This window comes from Montanilutibacter psychrotolerans, assembly GCF_003719825.1.
In the GTDB taxonomy this organism is placed as follows: Bacteria; Pseudomonadota; Gammaproteobacteria; order Xanthomonadales; family Xanthomonadaceae; genus Montanilutibacter; species Montanilutibacter psychrotolerans.
In genome coordinates this window covers 245,827-262,333 of the sequence record NZ_RIBS01000003.1, presented here as the reverse complement: position 1 = coordinate 262,333, position 16,507 = coordinate 245,827, and the positions used below count along the sequence as shown (strand labels likewise).

Genomic DNA, 16,507 nt, shown 5'->3' with positions numbered 1-16,507 from the left:
GGACGCCGGGCGTGGCGTGGATGGCGTGCGACGCCGCTCTCGGTTTCGCCGGCACCGGTTGTCTGTCGCAAGGAGCAACGCGTTGACCACTCGCATTGCGCTGGTCGGGGATTTCAACGAGGCCGTCCTCGCCCATCGGGCGATTCCACAGGCGTTGGCGATGTCGGCACAGGCGCTGGGCATCACGCTCGACGTGCGCTGGCTGGCCACCGACACCCTTCGCGCCGATGACGACCTGGCCGGTTTCGCCGGCGTCTGGTGCGTGCCCGCCAGCCCCTACCGCAGCATGGACGGGGCGCTGCTTGCGATCCGTCATGCGCGCACGCGGCAATTGCCGTTCCTGGGCACCTGCGGCGGCTTCCAGCACGCCATCGTCGAGTACGCACGCAATGTGCTGGGCTGGGCCGATGCCGATCACGCCGAGACGGCCCCCGATGCGGCGCGTGCGGTGATCGTGCCGCTGGCGTGTTCGCTGGTGGAGGTTGCCGAACCGGTGATCTTCCGGCCCGGATCGCGCATCGCCGAGGCTTACGCGACCGAATGGATCGAAGAGGGGTACCACTGCCGCTACGGCCTGGCAGACGGGTTCCGCGACGCGGCGTTTGCCGACGGCGCGCTGCGCATTGGCGCGGTGGACGAGCACGGCGACGTGCGCGCCATCGAGTTGCGCGACCACCCGTTCTTCGTCGCCACGCTGTTCCAGCCCGAACGCGCCGCGCTGCGGGGCGATCCATGCCCGCTGGTGCGCGCCTTCGTCGCTGCGGCAGGGCAGGACAGCCTGCCCGCCGGGTCGGCCGGAACGGTACGGCTTGATCCGGCCGACCGCTGACGCCACCCTAGCCACATGCATTGTCCCTTCTGCCAGCACCTCGACACCCGCGTCATCGACTCGCGCGTGTCCGACGACGGCGCCACGATCCGCCGTCGCCGCGTCTGCGAGGCCTGCGGCGAACGCTTCAGTACGCTGGAGACGATCGAGCTCAAGCTGCCGGTGATCATCAAGGGTGATGGCCGTCGCGAGGCCTTCGACGCGCGCAAGCTGCGTGTCGGTTTCGACCGGGCACTGCAGAAGCGGCAGGTTGCCGAAGAACAGATCGAGGCCGCCGTGCGCGCCGTCGTGCACCAGTTGCGCATGACCGCCGAACGCGAGCTGCCGTCGCGGCGCGTCGGCGAGTTCGTGATGGCCGAGCTGCGCAAGCTCGATCACGTCGCCTACGTGCGTTTCGCGTCGGTGTACCGCGCGTTCGAGGACGTTGCCGACTTCCGCGAGGAACTCGACCGACTCGAACACGACAACGCCGTCGCCGGTGAAGCCCAGCTGCCGTTGCTGGATGGCGAACCGGCCGGCAACGGCAAGCCCCGCAGACGCTGAATCGCCATGTCACAGACCGCTCCACTCACCTTCAGTGCCACCGACCACGCCCTGATGGCGCGCGCCCTGCGCCTGGCGGCGCGCGGCGCCTACACGACGCGGCCGAACCCGATGGTGGGCTGCGTGATCGCGCACGGGGATGAGGTCGTCGGCGAGGGCTGGCACCAGCGCGCGGGTGAACCGCATGCCGAGGTGCTGGCACTGCGCGCGGCTGGCGACCGCGCGCGCGGCGCGACCGCCTACGTGACTCTCGAACCCTGCGCGCACACCGGACGCACCGGGCCGTGCGCCGATGCACTGGTCCAGGCCGGTGTGGCGCGCGTGGTCGGGGCGATGCGCGACCCGTTCCCCAAGGTGGCGGGCGAGGGTTTCGAACGCCTGCGCGCTGCGGGGATCGTGGTCGAATCCGGCCTCATGGAGGCACCGGCGCGCGCGCTCAACTGCGGGTTCCTGTCGCGCGTCGAGCGCGGCAGGCCGTGGGTGCGCGTCAAACTCGCCAGCAGCCTGGACGGCCGCAGCGCGCTCGCCAACGGCGAGTCGAAGTGGATCAGCGGCGACGCCTCGCGCCAGGATGTCCAGCATTGGCGTGCGCGCGCCGGTGCGATCGTGACCGGCGCCGGCACCGTGCTCGCCGACGACCCCTCGCTGACCGTGCGCCTGGACCCCGCCGCCGATGGCAGCGCCGTGCCGTTCGTACCGCCGCTGCGCGTGGTGCTCGACCCGGGCCTGGCCACTGTTGCGCGTGGCCGTGTGCGCGAGGGCGATGCGCCGACGCTCTACATCCACGCCCCCGATGCCAAACCGCCGCGCGGCCTGACCACGCAGCTGGCGTCGGTGCCCGTGCACGCCGGTCGCTTCGACCTCGATGCCGTGCTGGCGCTGCTCGCCGCTCGTGAGATCAACGAGGTGCAGCTCGAGGCTGGCGCGACGCTGGCCGGCGCGTTCCTCACCGCGGGCCTGGTCGACGAAGTGCTGCTGTACGTCGCCCCGGTGCTGCTCGGCGAGCGCGCGCGGCCGCTGTTCGATGGCCTGGGCATCGAGACGATGGCGCAGAAGATGAAGCTCACCATCGTGGAATCGCGCTACCTGGGCGGCGACATCCGCGTGTTGCTGCGGCCCGACCCGACAGGCTGACCATCCCCATGCACACCGCCGGCTTCAAGGACCACTTTTCCGGCGTCGCCGATGCCTACGCCGCGGCGCGGCCCGAGTACCCGGATGCGCTGTTCGATGCGATCGCCGCGTGCGTGCCGCGTTCGGCCAACGTGTGGGAGCCCGGCTGCGGTAGCGGACAGGCAACCCACGGACTGGCAGCGCGCTTCGCCCACGTGCACGCCAGCGACCCGAGCGCGCAGCAGCTCGCCCACCACTGGGCGCAGCACCTGCTGTCGGGCACGGGCACGGGCAGCGGCAACGTGGTGCTTGCGGTCGAACCCGGCGAGCGCACTGATCTGCCCGATGCGAGCGTCGGACTGGTGGCAGTGGCGCAGGCGCTGCACTGGTTCGACCGGCCTCGCTTCTTCGCCGAGTGCGAACGTGTGCTGGCCCCGGGCGGCGTGCTCGCGGCCTGGGGCTACGCCGACTTCGTTCCACCCGAGGGCATGGTCGACGCGGTGGCGGCGTTCCGTGCGCAGATCGAGCCGCACTGGCCGCCCGAACGCGTGCAGGTCGATACGCATTACGCCGGGTACGAATGGCCGTTCGAGTACGCCGGGCCCGGCCTGGCAGCTGCGGACCGTTGGATCGAGGCCGAATGGAGCCTCGCCCAGTTCCTGCGCTATCTGGCCAGCATGTCGGCCAGCGCGCGCTGCCTGGACGAGACCGGCGACGACCCCGTGGCGCGGCATGCGGCGGCGCTGTCGGCCGCCTGGGGCGACAGCTCGGACCTGCGCACGTTGCAGTGGCCGTTGTTCCTGCACTTGCGCCGCAAGTCCGCCCAGCCTTTGTAGACGCTGTCGCCCACACCCCGACGCCCCGCGCGCCCGCGTTCGAGCCGCTCCGGCGTCGATCGGGAGTGCAGCCGGGACGACGCACCCGGGACGCAACGTTCCGCCCAGGCCGCTGCCCGCACCGGAGCGCCCGCACCCCCGGTGCTAGAATCCCCGCGCTGCTTCGGCGGCAAACACACGACGTCTTCAGGGCGGGGTGCAATTCCCCACCGGCGGTAGGTCGCCTGGCCCCATCGGCCACGACGACAAGCCCGCGAGCGCCTCCGGCCACGCCGGAGGGTCAGCAGATCCGGTCCGATGCCGGAGCCGACGGTTACAGTCCGGATGAAAGAAGACGGCACGTGCAGGGCTCCGTAGCCGTGCGCGTGCCATTGCCTTGTGGCGTTTTTCGCTAGCCATCCACGCGGGAAACGTTCCATGTCCACGATCCATACCGGCACCACCGGGCCACGCAGCGCCCGGCCCATTCCCTCCGATCCGACCAGCGGCTTCCCGCGGGAGGCGCGCTGATGTTCACCGGCATCATCGAAGGCCTCGGCCGCATCCAGGCCAGCGAGCCGCGCGGCGGCGACATGCGCTTCACCATCGACGTCGGCACGCTGGCGTTCGAGCAACCTACGCTGGGCGAGAGCATCGCCGTCAACGGCGTGTGCCTGACGGTGGTCGAGTTCGATGCGACCTCCTTCCAGGCCGACGCCTCCAACGAGACGCTGGCGCTGACCACGCTCGGTCGGCTGCCGCTGGGCAGCACGCTGAACCTCGAACGCGCGATGCGACCCACCGACCGCCTCGGCGGCCACCTCGTCAGCGGCCACGTTGATGGCCTGGGCGCGGTCGCCTCGGTGCACGACGACGCCCGCGCGCAGCGCTGGCGCTTCGACGCGCCCGCCGCGCTGCTGCGCTACATCGCCAAGAAGGGCTCGATCTGCGTTGACGGCGTCAGCCTGACCGTCAACGAGATCGACGCGCGTGGATTCGAGGTCGCACTCGTCCCGCACACCGTGGCCCACACCGCGTTCGCGCACACCGCCGTGGGCGCTGCCGTGAACCTCGAAGTCGACCTGGTCGCGCGTTATGTCGAGCGCCTGCTGGGCCAGAAGGAAGGAGCAACCCCATGAGTTTCGCCCCCATCCCCGAACTGCTCGAGGAAATCCGCGCCGGCCGCATGGTCGTGATCGTCGATGACGAGGACCGCGAGAACGAAGGCGACCTGATCATGGCCGCCGAGCTGGTCAAACCCAGCGACATCAACTTCATGGTCACCCACGCGCGCGGCCTGGTGTGCCTGTCGCTGACCCGCGAGCGTTGCCGCCAGCTCGGCCTGCCGCCGATGGTTCGCGACAACACCTCCCAGCACCACACCAACTTCACCGTCAGCATCGAGGCCGCCGAAGGCGTCACCACCGGCATCAGCGCCTACGACCGCGCGCACACCGTGCGCACCGCGGTTCGCCCGGACGCGGCGCCAAGCGATCTCAACCAGCCCGGCCACATCTTCCCGCTGCAGGCACAGCCGGGCGGGGTGCTCAACCGTGCCGGCCATACCGAGGCCGCCGCCGACCTGGCCCTGCTCGCGGGCCTGGAGCCGGCCGGGGTGCTTGTCGAGATCCTCAATCCCGACGGCAGCATGGCGCGCCGCCCGCAGTTGGAGGCGTTCGCGGCCGAGCACGGCCTCAAGATCGGCTCGATCGAGGAGCTGATCCGTTACCGCCTCGCCACCGAGCACACGGTCGAGCGTGTCGACACGCGCGAGATCGAGACGGACCACGGCCCGTTCCAGCTCACCAGCTACCGCGACCGGCTCAGCCACGCCCTGCATTTCGCCTTGCTGCGCGGCGAGCCAGATCCGGCCACGCCGACCCTGGTGCGCGTGCACGTGCACAACCCGCTCGCCGACGCGCTGCATTGGCGTCGCGCGGACTTCGGGCCGGCGGTGGGCGACGTGCTGGCCACGATCGCCCGCGAGGGCCGCGGTGCCCTGGTGTTGCTGGGCGACAACGTCGGCCCCGACGCGTTGCTGGCCCGCATCCGCCAGCAGCCGCAGACCGGCGAGCCCGGCCCGTCCGACACCGCGCGCGGCGCCGGCCATGCGCTGGCCGAGTGGCGTCGCAACGGCGCCGGCGGGCAGATCCTGGCCGACCTGGGCCTGGCCAAGCTGCGCGTGCTGGGCACCCCACGCAAACAGATCGGCCTGGCCGGCTTCGGCCTGGAAGTGGTCGAGTACGTCGACACGGGCCATTGAGGCCGGTGAAACCAACGGCACGGGGTAGCCACCGAACGGCCACCGCCAATGCCCCGGACGCCCCGCCCCCGCGGCGGGGTAAACTGCGCGCCCCCCAGGATCGACCCCAACATGCCCCATATCGAAGGTGACCTGCGCAGCCCGGACGGCGCGCGCTACGCGATCATCGCCAGCCGCTGGAACCCGCGTATCACCGACACCCTGGTGGCCGGTGCGCGCAAGACCTTCGCCGAACACGGCGTGGGAGAAGATGCGGTCGACGTGATCCGTGTGCCCGGTGCCTGGGAAATCCCGGTGGCCGCCGCGCGCCTGGCCGCCGCCGGCCGGCATGCCGCGCTGGTTGCGCTGGGTTGCGTGGTGCGTGGCGACACGCGCCACTTCGAGCAGGTGGCCGACGGTTGTTCCGACGGCCTGATGCGCGTATCGCTGGACTACCGCATCCCGGTCGCCAACGGCGTGCTGGCGGTCGACCGCTTCGAGGACGCGCAGGCGCGTGCCGGCGGCAGCCACGGCAACAAGGGCGAGGAAACCGCCCTGGTCGTGATCGAGATGACCCACCTTCTGCAGCAGCTGCCGGCCGCTGCCGGCGCCGCGGAGACACACGCATGAACAGCAAGTACCAGCGCAAGGACGGCATCGACCCCGTGGCCCGCTCGCGCGCCCGTCGCCGCGCTCTGCAGGCCGTCTACGCGTGGCAGCTGTCCGGCGCACGCGTCAACGACGTGATCGCCCAGTTCGCCCACGAGCAGGCCAAGGAAGTCGCCGACCTGGTGTACTTCGAGGACCTTGTTCGCGGCGTCGACCAGCACCAGGACGAACTCGACGTGGCGCTGGCGCCGTTCCTCGACCGCGACATCGAACAGGTCGATCCGATCGAGCGCGCCGTGCTGCGCATTGCCGCCTACGAGCTGCTCAAGCGCCCCGACGTGCCATACCGCGTGGTGATCAACGAAGCCATCGAGACCGTCAAGCGTTTCGGCGCCGAGCACGGCCACACGTACATCAACGGCGTGCTCGACCACGCGGCCGCCGCGTGGCGCTCGGTCGAGGTGAAGGCGCCGCGAGGCAGGTGAGACGCGGCAGCGGGGCGTGCGTTGGCGCAAGCGCGCCGTAAGCGCGAGCAGGGCGCGTGGCGCGTTCGTGCACCGCGCCCAGCCGCTGGTTGCACTGGCTCCGCCGGTTCGAGACGCGTTGCCTGACATGAGGTAGCGCCGCGCTCCCGCCTCGTTCGCTCCTCACGCCTGGCCACCGGTTTTCCGCCCATGCCCGAGTTCGACCTCATCGACCGCATCCGCGCCCGCGTCCTGCAGCGCGATGACGTCGTGCTCGGCATCGGCGATGACGCCGCGTTGCTTCAGGTGCCGGCCGGCCGCCAGCTGGTGGTGGCGATGGACACGCTAAACGTCGGCGTGCATTTCCCGCATGCCACCGCGCCGGCCGACATCGGCTGGAAGGCCCTGGCGGTCAATCTGTCCGACCTGGCCGCCATGGCCGCCGAGCCGGCCTGGTGCACGCTGTCGCTGTCCCTGCCGGGCGACGATCCGGCGTGGGTCGAGAGTTTCCTCGACGGCTTCCTCGCCCTGGCCGCGCAGCACCGCGTGGCGCTGGTCGGCGGCGACACCACGCGGGGACCGTTGTCGATCAGCGTGACCGTGCACGGCTTCGTCGAGCCCGGCCGCGCGCTGCGCCGTGCCACGGCCTGCGTCGACGACGACATCTGGGTCAGCGGCACGCTGGGCGATGCGGCCGGCGCGCTGGCGCTGATGTCCGACGATGCAGGATCGGCATGTCGTGCGAGCCCGGCCGGAGTCGTCGACGCCTCTGGGTCCGTCGCTTGGACTGACAGTGATCCGCGCGACCCGGCGCATTCCGCTTACGCCCGACTGCGACTCCACCTCGACCGACCGACGCCGCGCATCGGCATCGGCCTCGCGCTGGCCGGCACCGCGAACGCCGCCATCGACATCTCCGACGGCCTGCTGGCCGATCTCGGCCACGTCTGCGCGGCCAGTGGCGTCGGCGCGCAGTTGCAGCTCGACGCGCTGCCAGCGTCCAGCGAACTGCGTGCGCTGTTCCCCGACGCGCGCCGCCATGCCCTGCAGGCCAGCGGCGGCGACGATTACGAGCTGTGCTTCACCGCGCCGGCCACGGCGCGCCACGCCATCGAACAGATCGCCATCGCCACCCACGTGCTCTGCACCCGCATCGGCCGCATCGTCACCGGTAGCGACGTCCAGGTGCTGGCGGGCGATGGCACGTCCTGGACGCCGCCGCGCGCGGGTTACGTGCACTTCGGCAGCGAGTAGTCCGAGCGGCTTGCGCCATCCACGTGACAGAACGAAACCGGCGCCACAGTCCGAACCGGCGCCCAACCTCCTCACCCGATCGTACGGTTCGGCGCGGATGATCCCGTGCGAAATGGCGGCAAGCATCGCGCTGCGCCACGGATGCGACTTCGGCTCGAATGAACTACTCGACCTCGTCGGGGAACCGCAAATAGCGCGGCGGAACGGCATTCGCGAGCCAAACGCCATTGGCCGACAAGAAGAACTCGTGGCCGTCACGGTGCATGTCAACGGCGTTGACGATCAGTACGACTGGGCTTCCGTGGCGTGCACCGACGTCCCTCGCCGTTGTTTCGGCCGACGAGAGATGGACATGTTGCCGAGCGCCGGGCAGGAGCCCGCTTTCGCGGATTGAGGCGGCAAATCGGGTGGCTGTTCCGTGAAAAAGCGTGCCGGGGGGCTGCTGCGGCGTCAGTCCGAGGTCAACCTTGATGGAATGCCCCTGATTGGCCCGGATTCTCTCGCCCGTTGGGTCAACGACAAAGCGCTTCTTGTCACTCGTGGACACGATCTCGAGGACAAGCTCTCGCGTGAGCGCGATCCCTTTGTCGCTAGCGAGTTGAATCAGTTGGTCCAGTTCGGCCCAGCCTTCTGCATCGAGGGAAAGTCCAATCTCCTCTGGCTTGTGGCGCAGGACGAGGCTCAGGAATTTGCTCTTGGACACCAGTGACTCGGACATGCGGCGGGCTCTAACGTCTCAGTAGTTGGCCGCAAGGCGGCTGCGGTTCGATCGTGAAAGGCGTGGCCAGTGTTGTCTTTCGCTCATGAGCGCTGGTCGTCCAGGCCAATCCTGCCGGGCAGGAAACTGCGTGAGCATCGTAATCAAAGAACCGAGGCATGGCGTGCGGTCGACGTGTCGATACTCACATCGAGCAGGCGGCCCGCGCCATCATGGGACAGCAAGCGTCCGGATTGCTCACGCACGTGAGCTGACACGCGGGGGGTCGCGATCGTTGGGGCGATGCGATGCGATTCCGTGCGCTGCGCGCTAGAGGGCGCGCAATTGGTCCGCCAGAGAGCGGGTGTGGGCCGTGGTGGTGTCGCCGGTGTGCAGGGTCGACTTGGGCTCGATCAGCATCAGCAGGCATTCGTGCTCGGCCACCGGCCGGTGGCGCACGCCCTTGGGGACGACGTGCATCTGGCCGGGGCCGAGTTCGACGCTGCCGTCCTCCATCTCCAGGCGCAGGTGGCCCTGCAGGACGAAGAACAGTTCGTCCTCGTGCGCGTGGCTGTGCCAGTCGAGCGTGCCGTGGACCTTGGCCACTTTGACGTAGGCGTCGTTGAGTTCGCCGATCACGCGCGGCGACCACAGTTCGGCCAGCGATGCGGCCAGTTGCACGGGAGTGATGGCTTGCGGCACGGGGGCGCTCCGGTCTGGGTAAAAGGTTGGGGCAATTCGCGGAATGCGACGCGTCGGAGTCGAAGCGCCTCCTACAGGTTTGGGGATGCGATCGCGCAAGGCAATGGCGTGGCCGCAGCCGCTGGACGGAGACGGCGGCATCGGGTCTGTTCGGAAGCCGTCGGCCTTCAGTCCAGCAATGCGCGCACACGCGCTTGCAGGATGGGTAGCACCTCGGCGTCGAACCATAGGTTGGCCTTGAACCAGGCGACGTTGCGCGGGCTGGGATGTGGCAATGGCAAGTGGTGGGGCAGGTAGTCGCGCCAGGCGCGCACGGTGTCGGTCAGCGTGGCCTTGCGCCGATCGCCCAGGAAGTACGCCTGCGCGTACTGGCCGATCAACAGCGTCAGGCCGATGTCGGGCAGCAGCGGCAACAGGCGCGGGTGCCAGGTGGCTCGGCACTCCGGGCGAGGAGGGGCATCGCCGGAGCCGGCCTTTCCGGGATAGCAAAAACCCATCGGCACGATGGCGATGCGGGTGGGGTCGTAGAAGGTGGCGTCATCGAGTTGGAGCCAGGCGCGCAGGCGCCGGCCGCTGGCGTCATCCCAGGGGATGCCGCTGGCGTGCACCTTGGCCCCCGGCGCCTGGCCGACGATCAGCAGACGCGCGCCCGCGGCGACGTTCAACACCGGCCGTGGCCCCAGTGGCAGATTGGCCGCGCAGATGCGACAGGCGCGGATCTCGTGCAGCAGGGTGTCGAGCGCGTCCGTCATGCGGCAGAGCCTAGGGCGGCAGCAGCTTGCCCGGATTGAGGATGCCGTCCGGGTCGAACACCTGCTTCACCTGCCGCATCAACGCCAGCGTGGGCGCGGACACCGCCTGCGGCATGAAATCCCGTTTGGCCAGGCCGATGCCATGTTCACCCGACAACGTGCCGCCCAGTGACAGGGTGAGCGCGAACACGCGCGCCATCGCCGCGTGCGCGCGCGCGGATTGTTCGACGTCGTTCGGGTGGTACATCAGGTTGACGTGCAGGTTGCCGTTGCCGGCGTGCCCGAAGCACACGATGGGGAGCGCGAACTCGCGGGACAGCGCCTGCACGCCGTCGACGAGATGCGGGATGCGCGACACCGGTACCACCACGTCCTCGTTGATCTTGCCGGGCGCCAGCGTGCGCAGCGACGGCGACAGCGCCTTGCGCGCGGCCCAGAGCTTTTCGCGCGCGGCGTCGTCGGCGGCGTCGTCGAGCGACACCAGGCCGTCGCCTTCCGCCGCCGCCATCAGCGCTTCGATTGCGTACGGCAGCAGTTCCTCGTCGCCATCGGCTTCGATCATCAGCAACGCACCGGCGTCGTGCGGGAGGTCCGCGCCGCCGACATCGCGCGCCAACCGCACCGCATCGGCATCCATGAACTCGAGCATCGACGGCGTTACCGGCTGCGCCATCAATCGCGCGACTGCCTGTGCCGCGCTCGACACATCGCGGTAGATCGCACGCAACGCGCGCCGCGCCATTGGCGTCGGCGTGAGGCGCAGGCTGGCCTCGACGATCAGCGCCAGCGTGCCTTCGCTGCCGACCAGCAGGCGGTGCAGGTCGTAGCCGGTTGATCCTTTGGTGGTGGCGGTGCCGCAGATGATGAGCTCGCCGCTGCCGGTGACGGCGGTGAGGGCGAGCACGTTGTCGCGGCTGGCGCCGTACTTCACCGCGCGCGGCCCGCCGGCGTTGCACGCCAGGTTTCCGCCAACGGTGCTGAACGCGGCACTGGTGGGATCCGGCGGCCAGAACAGGCCATGCGGCCTCAACGCGGCCTGCAGGTCGCCATTGAGCACGCCCGGTTCGACCACCGCGCAGCGATCGCCGGGACGCACGGCCAGGATGCGGTCCATGCGTTCGAACGACACCACGATGCCGCCATCGACCGGCACCGACGCGCCGGTGGTGTTGGTGCCACGCCCGCGCGCGACCACCGGAACGCGGTGCGCCCGGCACGCGCGCACCAGTGCCTGCACCTGCGCGCGCGTGGTGGGCAGTGCCACTGCATCGGGCAGCGCCTCGCGCCGCGAATTGTCGAAGGCGTACGCGACGCGTTCGCTGGGCGAGATCAGCCAGCCATCGCCAAACAGATCGGAGAGTTCGTGCTGAAGGGTGGCGGGGAGGGTCATGGGGTGTGCGGCGCTCGACGGCGGATCCCGGCGGCAATGGCGCGCGGGCAGGGCGAATCGTAGTGGTTTGCGCGCGTCGCCGTGCGTCGGGGGCGAGGGAGATGACCCGAGCCGGGGGGCGAGGTCGGCGCGCTGCTCGGGAGCGGCTTCGGCCGCGGTCACTGGGTGGGCGCTGGTCGGGCTCGATGGGCTGGCTTCGGCGGAAGGCCTCAGGCCCCGTCTGTCTGCGAATCCCTTGCGGGGAACGCCGGGGTACGCCGCCAAGCCATGCGCATCGCGGTCAGCAGGCCGGCGACCACCAGCGTCGGTGCCCACACCCAACGCGCTTCCGACAGCAGCACCACCACGCCGCGCTGACTGAAGAAACCGGCACCGATTGGCGACACGCGGATCGGCGTCCAGGGCGCGAACAGGCGTGCGTCCGACCAGGGCCAGAACAACGCCACGCCGAGCCCGCCGTTGGTCAGCGCATCCAGCAAGGGATGCGAGGCCGTGCACGCCGCCATCCATGCCAACGCGCGCCATCGCGTGGTGCCCAGCGATCGGTGGGCGAACGCACCGAAGGCACCGACCAGCAATGCGAACAGCAACGAATGGCTGGCGCCGCGATGGCCGAAGTCGGCGGCATACGCGATGCCAAGCTTGAACGCGACGACGTCGGCGTCGGGCAGCACCGCCGCAAGCGCGCCGGCGATCAGCAGGCGCGGCGGAACGGCGCGGCATCCCAAGGCCATCCCGACGGCGAGCGGGACGAAGGCGTGGGTCATGATCGTGGGCATGTCTGGGCGGATTCGCAGGCCGTTGGGGGTGGGCGATTCTGCCGCGGTTCGAAGCGCAGGGCGACGCGCGCCTGCGCCGAGCTCGCAGATGGCATTCGCAGATGGCAGTGAGGGCGACCGGAAGCGACGCGCAGTTGCCGACACGGTAGCGCTGAGATCCAGCGACGCGTTGATCCGGCGTGCGTCGATCCGCGGTTCCGCCGGATCGCACCACCTCGCACACGGCGGACTAGTCGTCCGCCCGGAACGCGTCGCGCAGCCAGTTCAGGCGTGGCGCGTCCGGAGCACCGTCGGCTTCGATCACGTCGAAGCGGCAGGGGCTGCTCGCGTACTGGCGGTTGGTGGCGAGGAATGCCTGCGCCGCGTGCACGAGCTTGCGCCGCTTGCTGGCGTCGATCGAGGCGGCGCCGCCGCCAAAGCGCGGGTCGCGGCGGTAGCGCACTTCGATGAACACCAGCGTGGCCTCGCCGCGTCCGCTGTCGTCCAGCATGACCAGATCCAGTTCGCCGAAGCGGTAGTTGGCGTTGCTGGCGATGTCGCGCAGACCCGCGCGGCGCAGGTGGTCGCGAGCGGCGACTTCAACGCTGGCGCCGCGGCCACGGCGGTCCATCGCCTCAGCCATTGCGGCGGTGCCGGGGGAGGCGTGGCGTGTCCTGACGCGGCCAATCAGCGTGCGAAGTGCACAAACGCGCGGGCACGCGATCGTCGCGGGCCCGGATGCCGGCGTGGTGTGGTGCAGCACACGCCGTCATGGGGTGCCGGTTCAGCGCAACCCGTCGCCCGACAGCGGCACGACCACGCCGCTGTTGAAGGTGGACCAGGCCGGTGTCCGCAACACGTTGCCGAAGCCGTCGATGCGCAGCGTGCCAGTGGCGCCGTCGACGCGGCCGTCGGCGGCAAGCGCGAGGTGCTCGAGGTAGGCGGTCAGCAGCCAGGCATCGTGGCCGAACGCGAACAGGCGGGCGCCACCGGCGCGCGCGGTCGGCAGCACCTGCGCAACGCTTGCGGCATTGCCGAGGCTGCGCACGCTGCGGTTGTTCCAGGCTTCGGTCGGAAAGGCGATGCCGTCCAGTGCCATGTCCAGGTCGGCCTTGCCGGTGCCGGCCAACAGCTGCGATGTCGCCACGCGCGGCTTGCCGGCCAGGCCGGCAAGCGCGAGGCGAGGGGTCAGCGCGCGCGCGCTGTCGCCCTTGACCGCGAGGAAGATCGCATCGATGCCACCTTCCTTCTGCGCGAACGGCGCGAAGTCGGCGGTGCCGTCGCTGGTGACGTCGGTGACCACCGCACCGCGTTCACCGAGGCGATCGCGCAGGCTGGCCGTGGCGCGCCGCTGGCTGTCGTCGCTTCCGGCGATCACCAGTACGCGCTTGGCGCCACGGGCGAGGAGCAGTTCGGCTGCGGCGATGCCTTCGTCCTCGGGCGACAACGAGAAACTGGCGTTGCCCGACGGGGGGTGCCCGCTGCCGCGGTTGAGCGCCAGCACGGGTACGCTGAGGCTATCGCGCGCAAACAGCGCATCGACCTCATCGCGGCCCAGCGGACCGACCACGAAGTCGCTGCCCTCGCTGACGGCCCGGTCGTAGGCACCCAGCGCGCCACCGACGCTGCCGGAGGTGTCGTAGAACACGATTTCGGGGCGACGACGGGTTTCGCCGTAATAGCCGGCAAGCAGGCCATCGCGTACCGGCGAGGCCGCCGATGCCAGGCTGCCCGACAGCGGCAGCAGCACGGCCAGTCGCGTCGGCGGGCGGTAACCATCGGCGTCGGCAGCCGGGCGTGTGGTGGTGCTGAAGTGCCAGTCGGCGCGATCGAACGGACGCGGCAGCGGCAGGCCGCGGTGCAGCAACGCGCGACCGGCGTAGTTGTACAGCGCATCGCCGACAGGCATCGCAGCGGATTCGCGCGCCAGGGTGGCGTCGTCGAGCTGGGCGAGCAGTGATTCGATCTGGCGATCATTGTCCTTGCGCGCGGCGCCAGCCAGCGTGGCGGCGTTGCGGGCGAGGTCGCGCGCCTGGCTGACGGCCGGGTGGCTGGCCGCCTGCGAGCTGTCGGCGCCAGGGCGGGTGTTGGACGTCACGCAACCACTGGCCAGGGCCACCAGCAACAGCGGTGCAAGCAACTTGCCCGCAACGGACCAGTTGGAAGCGGGCCGGCAAGCGCGAGGCCGGGTGATCGGAAGGGTCATCGGCATGCATCCGCCGCGTCGCGGCGTTCCAAGGGGGACTCGCTGGCGATTCTACCCGGCGGCGCGGATTCGGCATCCAGTGTTGATGGCGCATCCCCAGGGCAACCCGCCGCGGGGCACGCGGGCGGGGCGCGGCCGGGGCGCCCCAGAGGCTGGGTCTGTTCGCCCGGGGCCTACTGCTGCGCGGCCAAATGGACGACGCGCAGGTCGGAGCTGTCCGACTTGTCGACGCGGGAAACACCAAGGAATCGTCGGTGGTCTGGCCATGCTCGTTCGCGTGCGGCGTCATGCCAGCGTGCCAAAGGACGCAGGTGCACTGGCGCCTCACTATGCTTTCCGCCCGTTGCGTGCAGAAGGGAAGACAGTCCCGCATGCGGCGCCTACCATGCGCCGATGCAGAACTACGGCACCCTCCACATCGTCGCCACACCGATCGGCAACCTCGGTGACCTGTCGCCGCGCGCGCTGGACACCTTGAAGTCCGTTGCGGCGATCTGCGCCGAGGACACCCGCCACACGCGCCAGATGCTGTCGCATTTCGGCCTGGAGCGACCGCTGCTTGCCCTGCACCAGCACAACGAGGACGGGCAGGCGGCGCAGTTGGTCGCACGATTGCAGTCCGGCGATTCGCTGGCGCTGGTGTCCGATGCCGGCACGCCGCTGGTCAGCGATCCGGGCTTCCGGCTGGTCCGGGCGGCACGCGCGGCCGGGATCAAGGTCAGCCCGGTGCCCGGTGCCTGCGCCGCGGTAGCGGCACTTAGCGTCGCCGGACTGCCCAGCGACCGCTTCGTGTTCGAGGGCTTCCTGCCCGCCAAGGGCTCTGCCCGTCGCGAACGCCTGCACAAGCTCGCCGCCGAATCGCGCACCCTGATGTTCTACGAATCGGCGCACCGCATCGAGGAGTCGCTGGTCGACATGGCGGCCGCGTTCGGCAACGACCGTCCGGCGGTGCTGGCACGCGAACTCACCAAGTTGTTCGAGACGGTGCTCGACGGCGGTCTGGGCGACCTACTCGCGAAGGTCCAGGCCGACCCCAACCAGCGGCGCGGCGAGTTCGTCGTGATCGTCGAGGGAGCCGGCGAAGACGCCGATGCGGCCATCGTCGAAGGTCGGCGCCTGTACGCCAAGCTGAGCGAGTACCTGAAGCCCTCGCAGGCGGCCAAGGTGGCTGCCGAGTTGAGTGGCGCGCCGCGCAAGGCCTTGTACGGCAAGGACGCGGGCGACGCCGAGGATTGATGGGGCGGGGTGGCGCGAGCCCCGGCAGTCCGGCCCGAAGGGATGCCCGACGCGACGCGGGGGTTACAACGGCCCCGCGGACGCTGACCAACCGATGCTCTCCGACGACGGCGCCGCGTGAACCGCGCAACGGCCGCCGGTGGCCGGTGGCCCGTTGGCGGCCCGCGCGCCCGGTCGCCGTGCGACAATGCGCGTGGCGGAGTCGGCCAGGCAATCGCGTCATCCGCAAGGGTGCCGAGGAAAGTCCGGGCTCCACAGGGCACGGTGCCAGGTAACGCCTGGGCGGCGAGAGCCGACGGAAAGTGCAACAGAGAGCAGACCGCCGAACGGCGTCGCAAGACGTGCGTGGTAAGGGTGAAACGGTGCGGTAAGAGCGCACCGCGAGTCTGGCAACAGACCGGCACGGCAAACCCCACCGGGAGCAAGACCAAATAGGGAGACTTTGCCGCGGCCCGCGGTGTCTCCGGGTAGGTTGCTTGAGCGTATCGGTGACGATGCGCCTAGAGGAATGATTGCCCACGACAGAACCCGGCTTATCGGCCGGCTCCGCCACCTGATTCACCGAGCACCCCGTCGCCCTCGGCTGCGGGGTGCTTGGCCATGGGTTGTGCGCGTGGCGCTGCCGCCATGGGCGCCGGGATGGCGCCTGGCGCGGGAAATCGGCGCAAATTACGTGACGGACGTCACATTGGTGCGATGCCGCATGCTCGATGGGGCAATCGCGGCACGCGTCCGGGCACGCGCACCGGCCCGCCACATTCTCAAAATATGAGATGAAACAAAGCTTAGCCGTCAAGTCTTGAACAATCCTCTGAAGTCGCCCGCAAGCCCTTGAAACCGCTAGTGAATTCCGGTCCGGAAATTCATTGACAAGGCTCAGGTGCCTGCCTAAGGTGG

The 16,507-nt window shown here is 70.0% G+C and carries 17 protein-coding genes, 1 other RNA gene and 1 riboswitch; of the genes, 11 read left to right on the top strand and 7 right to left on the bottom strand.

Going from position 1 to position 16,507, the window contains the following annotated elements; translation table 11 throughout:
- The first annotated feature begins 82 nt into the window (after positions 1-82).
- The 9 genes from EER27_RS07945 (at position 83) to thiL (ending at position 7,869) form a co-directional block, all read left to right on the top strand.
- Complete coding sequence (locus tag EER27_RS07945; protein ID WP_263316927.1) at positions 83-829, top strand: CTP synthase C-terminal region-related (seleno)protein; 747 nt, start codon at positions 83-85, stop codon at positions 827-829.
- A gap of 15 nt (positions 830-844) precedes the next feature.
- Positions 845-1,372, top strand: a complete 528-nt coding sequence (gene nrdR / locus EER27_RS07940; protein WP_123087495.1) for a transcriptional regulator NrdR — start codon at positions 845-847, stop codon at positions 1,370-1,372.
- 6 nt (positions 1,373-1,378) lie between these two features.
- Positions 1,379-2,506 (top strand): bifunctional diaminohydroxyphosphoribosylaminopyrimidine deaminase/5-amino-6-(5-phosphoribosylamino)uracil reductase RibD, encoded by a 1,128-nt coding sequence (gene ribD / locus EER27_RS07935; RefSeq protein WP_123087494.1) that lies wholly within the window; start codon positions 1,379-1,381, stop codon positions 2,504-2,506.
- 8 nt (positions 2,507-2,514) lie between these two features.
- Complete coding sequence (locus EER27_RS07930) at positions 2,515-3,321, top strand: class I SAM-dependent methyltransferase (protein WP_123087493.1); 807 nt, start codon at positions 2,515-2,517, stop codon at positions 3,319-3,321.
- A 178-nt stretch (positions 3,322-3,499) separates the two neighbouring features.
- A riboswitch (FMN riboswitch) is annotated at positions 3,500-3,661 on the top strand.
- 169 nt (positions 3,662-3,830) lie between these two features.
- Positions 3,831-4,439: a riboflavin synthase gene (locus tag EER27_RS07925; RefSeq protein WP_123087492.1), complete on the top strand. Its 609-nt coding sequence runs from the start codon at positions 3,831-3,833 to the stop codon at positions 4,437-4,439.
- Positions 4,436-5,563: a 3,4-dihydroxy-2-butanone-4-phosphate synthase gene (gene ribB, locus EER27_RS07920; RefSeq protein ID WP_123087491.1), complete on the top strand. Its 1,128-nt coding sequence runs from the start codon at positions 4,436-4,438 to the stop codon at positions 5,561-5,563. The genes EER27_RS07925 and ribB overlap by 4 nt, the downstream gene beginning before the upstream one ends.
- A 111-nt stretch (positions 5,564-5,674) precedes the next feature.
- Positions 5,675-6,172, top strand: a complete 498-nt coding sequence (gene ribH / locus EER27_RS07915) for a 6,7-dimethyl-8-ribityllumazine synthase (protein ID WP_123087490.1) — start codon at positions 5,675-5,677, stop codon at positions 6,170-6,172.
- A complete protein-coding gene (nusB, locus tag EER27_RS07910; RefSeq protein ID WP_123087489.1) occupies positions 6,169-6,636 on the top strand; it encodes a transcription antitermination factor NusB in 468 nt (155 codons plus the stop codon). The genes ribH and nusB overlap by 4 nt, the downstream gene beginning before the upstream one ends.
- 189 nt (positions 6,637-6,825) lie before the next feature.
- Complete coding sequence (thiL, locus tag EER27_RS07905; protein ID WP_123087488.1) at positions 6,826-7,869, top strand: thiamine-phosphate kinase; 1,044 nt, start codon at positions 6,826-6,828, stop codon at positions 7,867-7,869.
- A gap of 163 nt (positions 7,870-8,032) precedes the next feature.
- Here the strand turns inward: thiL and EER27_RS07900 are convergent, their stop codons facing one another.
- The 7 genes from EER27_RS07900 to EER27_RS07870 all read right to left on the bottom strand — a co-directional run bounded on the left by EER27_RS07900 (position 8,033) and on the right by EER27_RS07870 (position 14,374).
- Complete coding sequence (locus tag EER27_RS07900; protein ID WP_123087487.1) at positions 8,033-8,587, bottom strand: RNA 2'-phosphotransferase; 555 nt, start codon at positions 8,585-8,587, stop codon at positions 8,033-8,035.
- A 309-nt stretch (positions 8,588-8,896) separates the two neighbouring features.
- Positions 8,897-9,268: a cupin domain-containing protein gene (locus tag EER27_RS07895; protein WP_223807227.1), complete on the bottom strand. Its 372-nt coding sequence runs from the start codon at positions 9,266-9,268 to the stop codon at positions 8,897-8,899.
- Between the two features lie 167 nt (positions 9,269-9,435).
- Entirely contained in the window at positions 9,436-10,020 is a 585-nt protein-coding gene (locus tag EER27_RS07890) for a uracil-DNA glycosylase family protein (RefSeq protein ID WP_123087485.1), read from the bottom strand.
- A gap of 10 nt (positions 10,021-10,030) precedes the next feature.
- The gene (locus EER27_RS07885; RefSeq protein ID WP_123087484.1) at positions 10,031-11,410 is read right to left on the bottom strand and encodes an FAD-binding oxidoreductase; all 1,380 of its coding nucleotides are present in this window, start codon (positions 11,408-11,410) and stop codon (positions 10,031-10,033) included.
- A 209-nt stretch (positions 11,411-11,619) separates the two neighbouring features.
- A complete protein-coding gene (locus EER27_RS07880) occupies positions 11,620-12,189 on the bottom strand; it encodes a metal-dependent hydrolase (protein ID WP_123087483.1) in 570 nt (189 codons plus the stop codon).
- Positions 12,190-12,418: 229 nt separating this feature from the next.
- Positions 12,419-12,799, bottom strand: a complete 381-nt coding sequence (locus EER27_RS07875; RefSeq protein ID WP_425480823.1) for a YraN family protein — start codon at positions 12,797-12,799, stop codon at positions 12,419-12,421.
- Between the two features lie 153 nt (positions 12,800-12,952).
- Entirely contained in the window at positions 12,953-14,374 is a 1,422-nt protein-coding gene (locus EER27_RS07870) for a penicillin-binding protein activator (RefSeq protein WP_223807226.1), read from the bottom strand.
- Between the two features lie 393 nt (positions 14,375-14,767).
- Between EER27_RS07870 and rsmI the strand changes: the two genes are divergently transcribed.
- Positions 14,768-15,610, top strand: coding sequence for a 16S rRNA (cytidine(1402)-2'-O)-methyltransferase (gene rsmI, locus EER27_RS07865; protein ID WP_123087480.1), 843 nt, complete (start codon positions 14,768-14,770; stop codon positions 15,608-15,610).
- 198 nt (positions 15,611-15,808) lie between these two features.
- Positions 15,809-16,162, top strand: an RNA gene (rnpB, locus tag EER27_RS07860) — RNase P RNA component class A.
- Positions 16,163-16,507: the final 345 nt, after the last annotated feature.

Excerpts from the sequence above, each read along its gene's own strand:
- nrdR (WP_123087495.1), top strand. The coding sequence starts at position 845 with ATGCATTGTCCCTTCTGCCAGCACCTCGACACCCGCGTCATCGACTCG.
- ribD (WP_123087494.1), top strand. The coding sequence starts at position 1,379 with ATGTCACAGACCGCTCCACTCACCTTCAGTGCCACCGACCACGCCCTG.
- EER27_RS07930 (WP_123087493.1), top strand. The coding sequence starts at position 2,515 with ATGCACACCGCCGGCTTCAAGGACCACTTTTCCGGCGTCGCCGATGCC.
- EER27_RS07925 (WP_123087492.1), top strand. The coding sequence starts at position 3,831 with ATGTTCACCGGCATCATCGAAGGCCTCGGCCGCATCCAGGCCAGCGAG.
- ribB (WP_123087491.1), top strand. The coding sequence starts at position 4,436 with ATGAGTTTCGCCCCCATCCCCGAACTGCTCGAGGAAATCCGCGCCGGC.
- ribH (WP_123087490.1), top strand. The coding sequence starts at position 5,675 with ATGCCCCATATCGAAGGTGACCTGCGCAGCCCGGACGGCGCGCGCTAC.
- nusB (WP_123087489.1), top strand. The coding sequence starts at position 6,169 with ATGAACAGCAAGTACCAGCGCAAGGACGGCATCGACCCCGTGGCCCGC.
- thiL (WP_123087488.1), top strand. The coding sequence starts at position 6,826 with ATGCCCGAGTTCGACCTCATCGACCGCATCCGCGCCCGCGTCCTGCAG.
- EER27_RS07900 (WP_123087487.1), bottom strand. The coding sequence starts at position 8,587 with ATGTCCGAGTCACTGGTGTCCAAGAGCAAATTCCTGAGCCTCGTCCTG.
- EER27_RS07890 (WP_123087485.1), bottom strand. The coding sequence starts at position 10,020 with ATGACGGACGCGCTCGACACCCTGCTGCACGAGATCCGCGCCTGTCGC.
- EER27_RS07885 (WP_123087484.1), bottom strand. The coding sequence starts at position 11,410 with ATGACCCTCCCCGCCACCCTTCAGCACGAACTCTCCGATCTGTTTGGC.
- EER27_RS07880 (WP_123087483.1), bottom strand. The coding sequence starts at position 12,189 with ATGCCCACGATCATGACCCACGCCTTCGTCCCGCTCGCCGTCGGGATG.
- EER27_RS07875 (WP_425480823.1), bottom strand. The coding sequence starts at position 12,799 with ATGGACCGCCGTGGCCGCGGCGCCAGCGTTGAAGTCGCCGCTCGCGAC.
- EER27_RS07870 (WP_223807226.1), bottom strand. The coding sequence starts at position 14,374 with ATGACCCTTCCGATCACCCGGCCTCGCGCTTGCCGGCCCGCTTCCAAC.
- rsmI (WP_123087480.1), top strand. The coding sequence starts at position 14,768 with ATGCAGAACTACGGCACCCTCCACATCGTCGCCACACCGATCGGCAAC.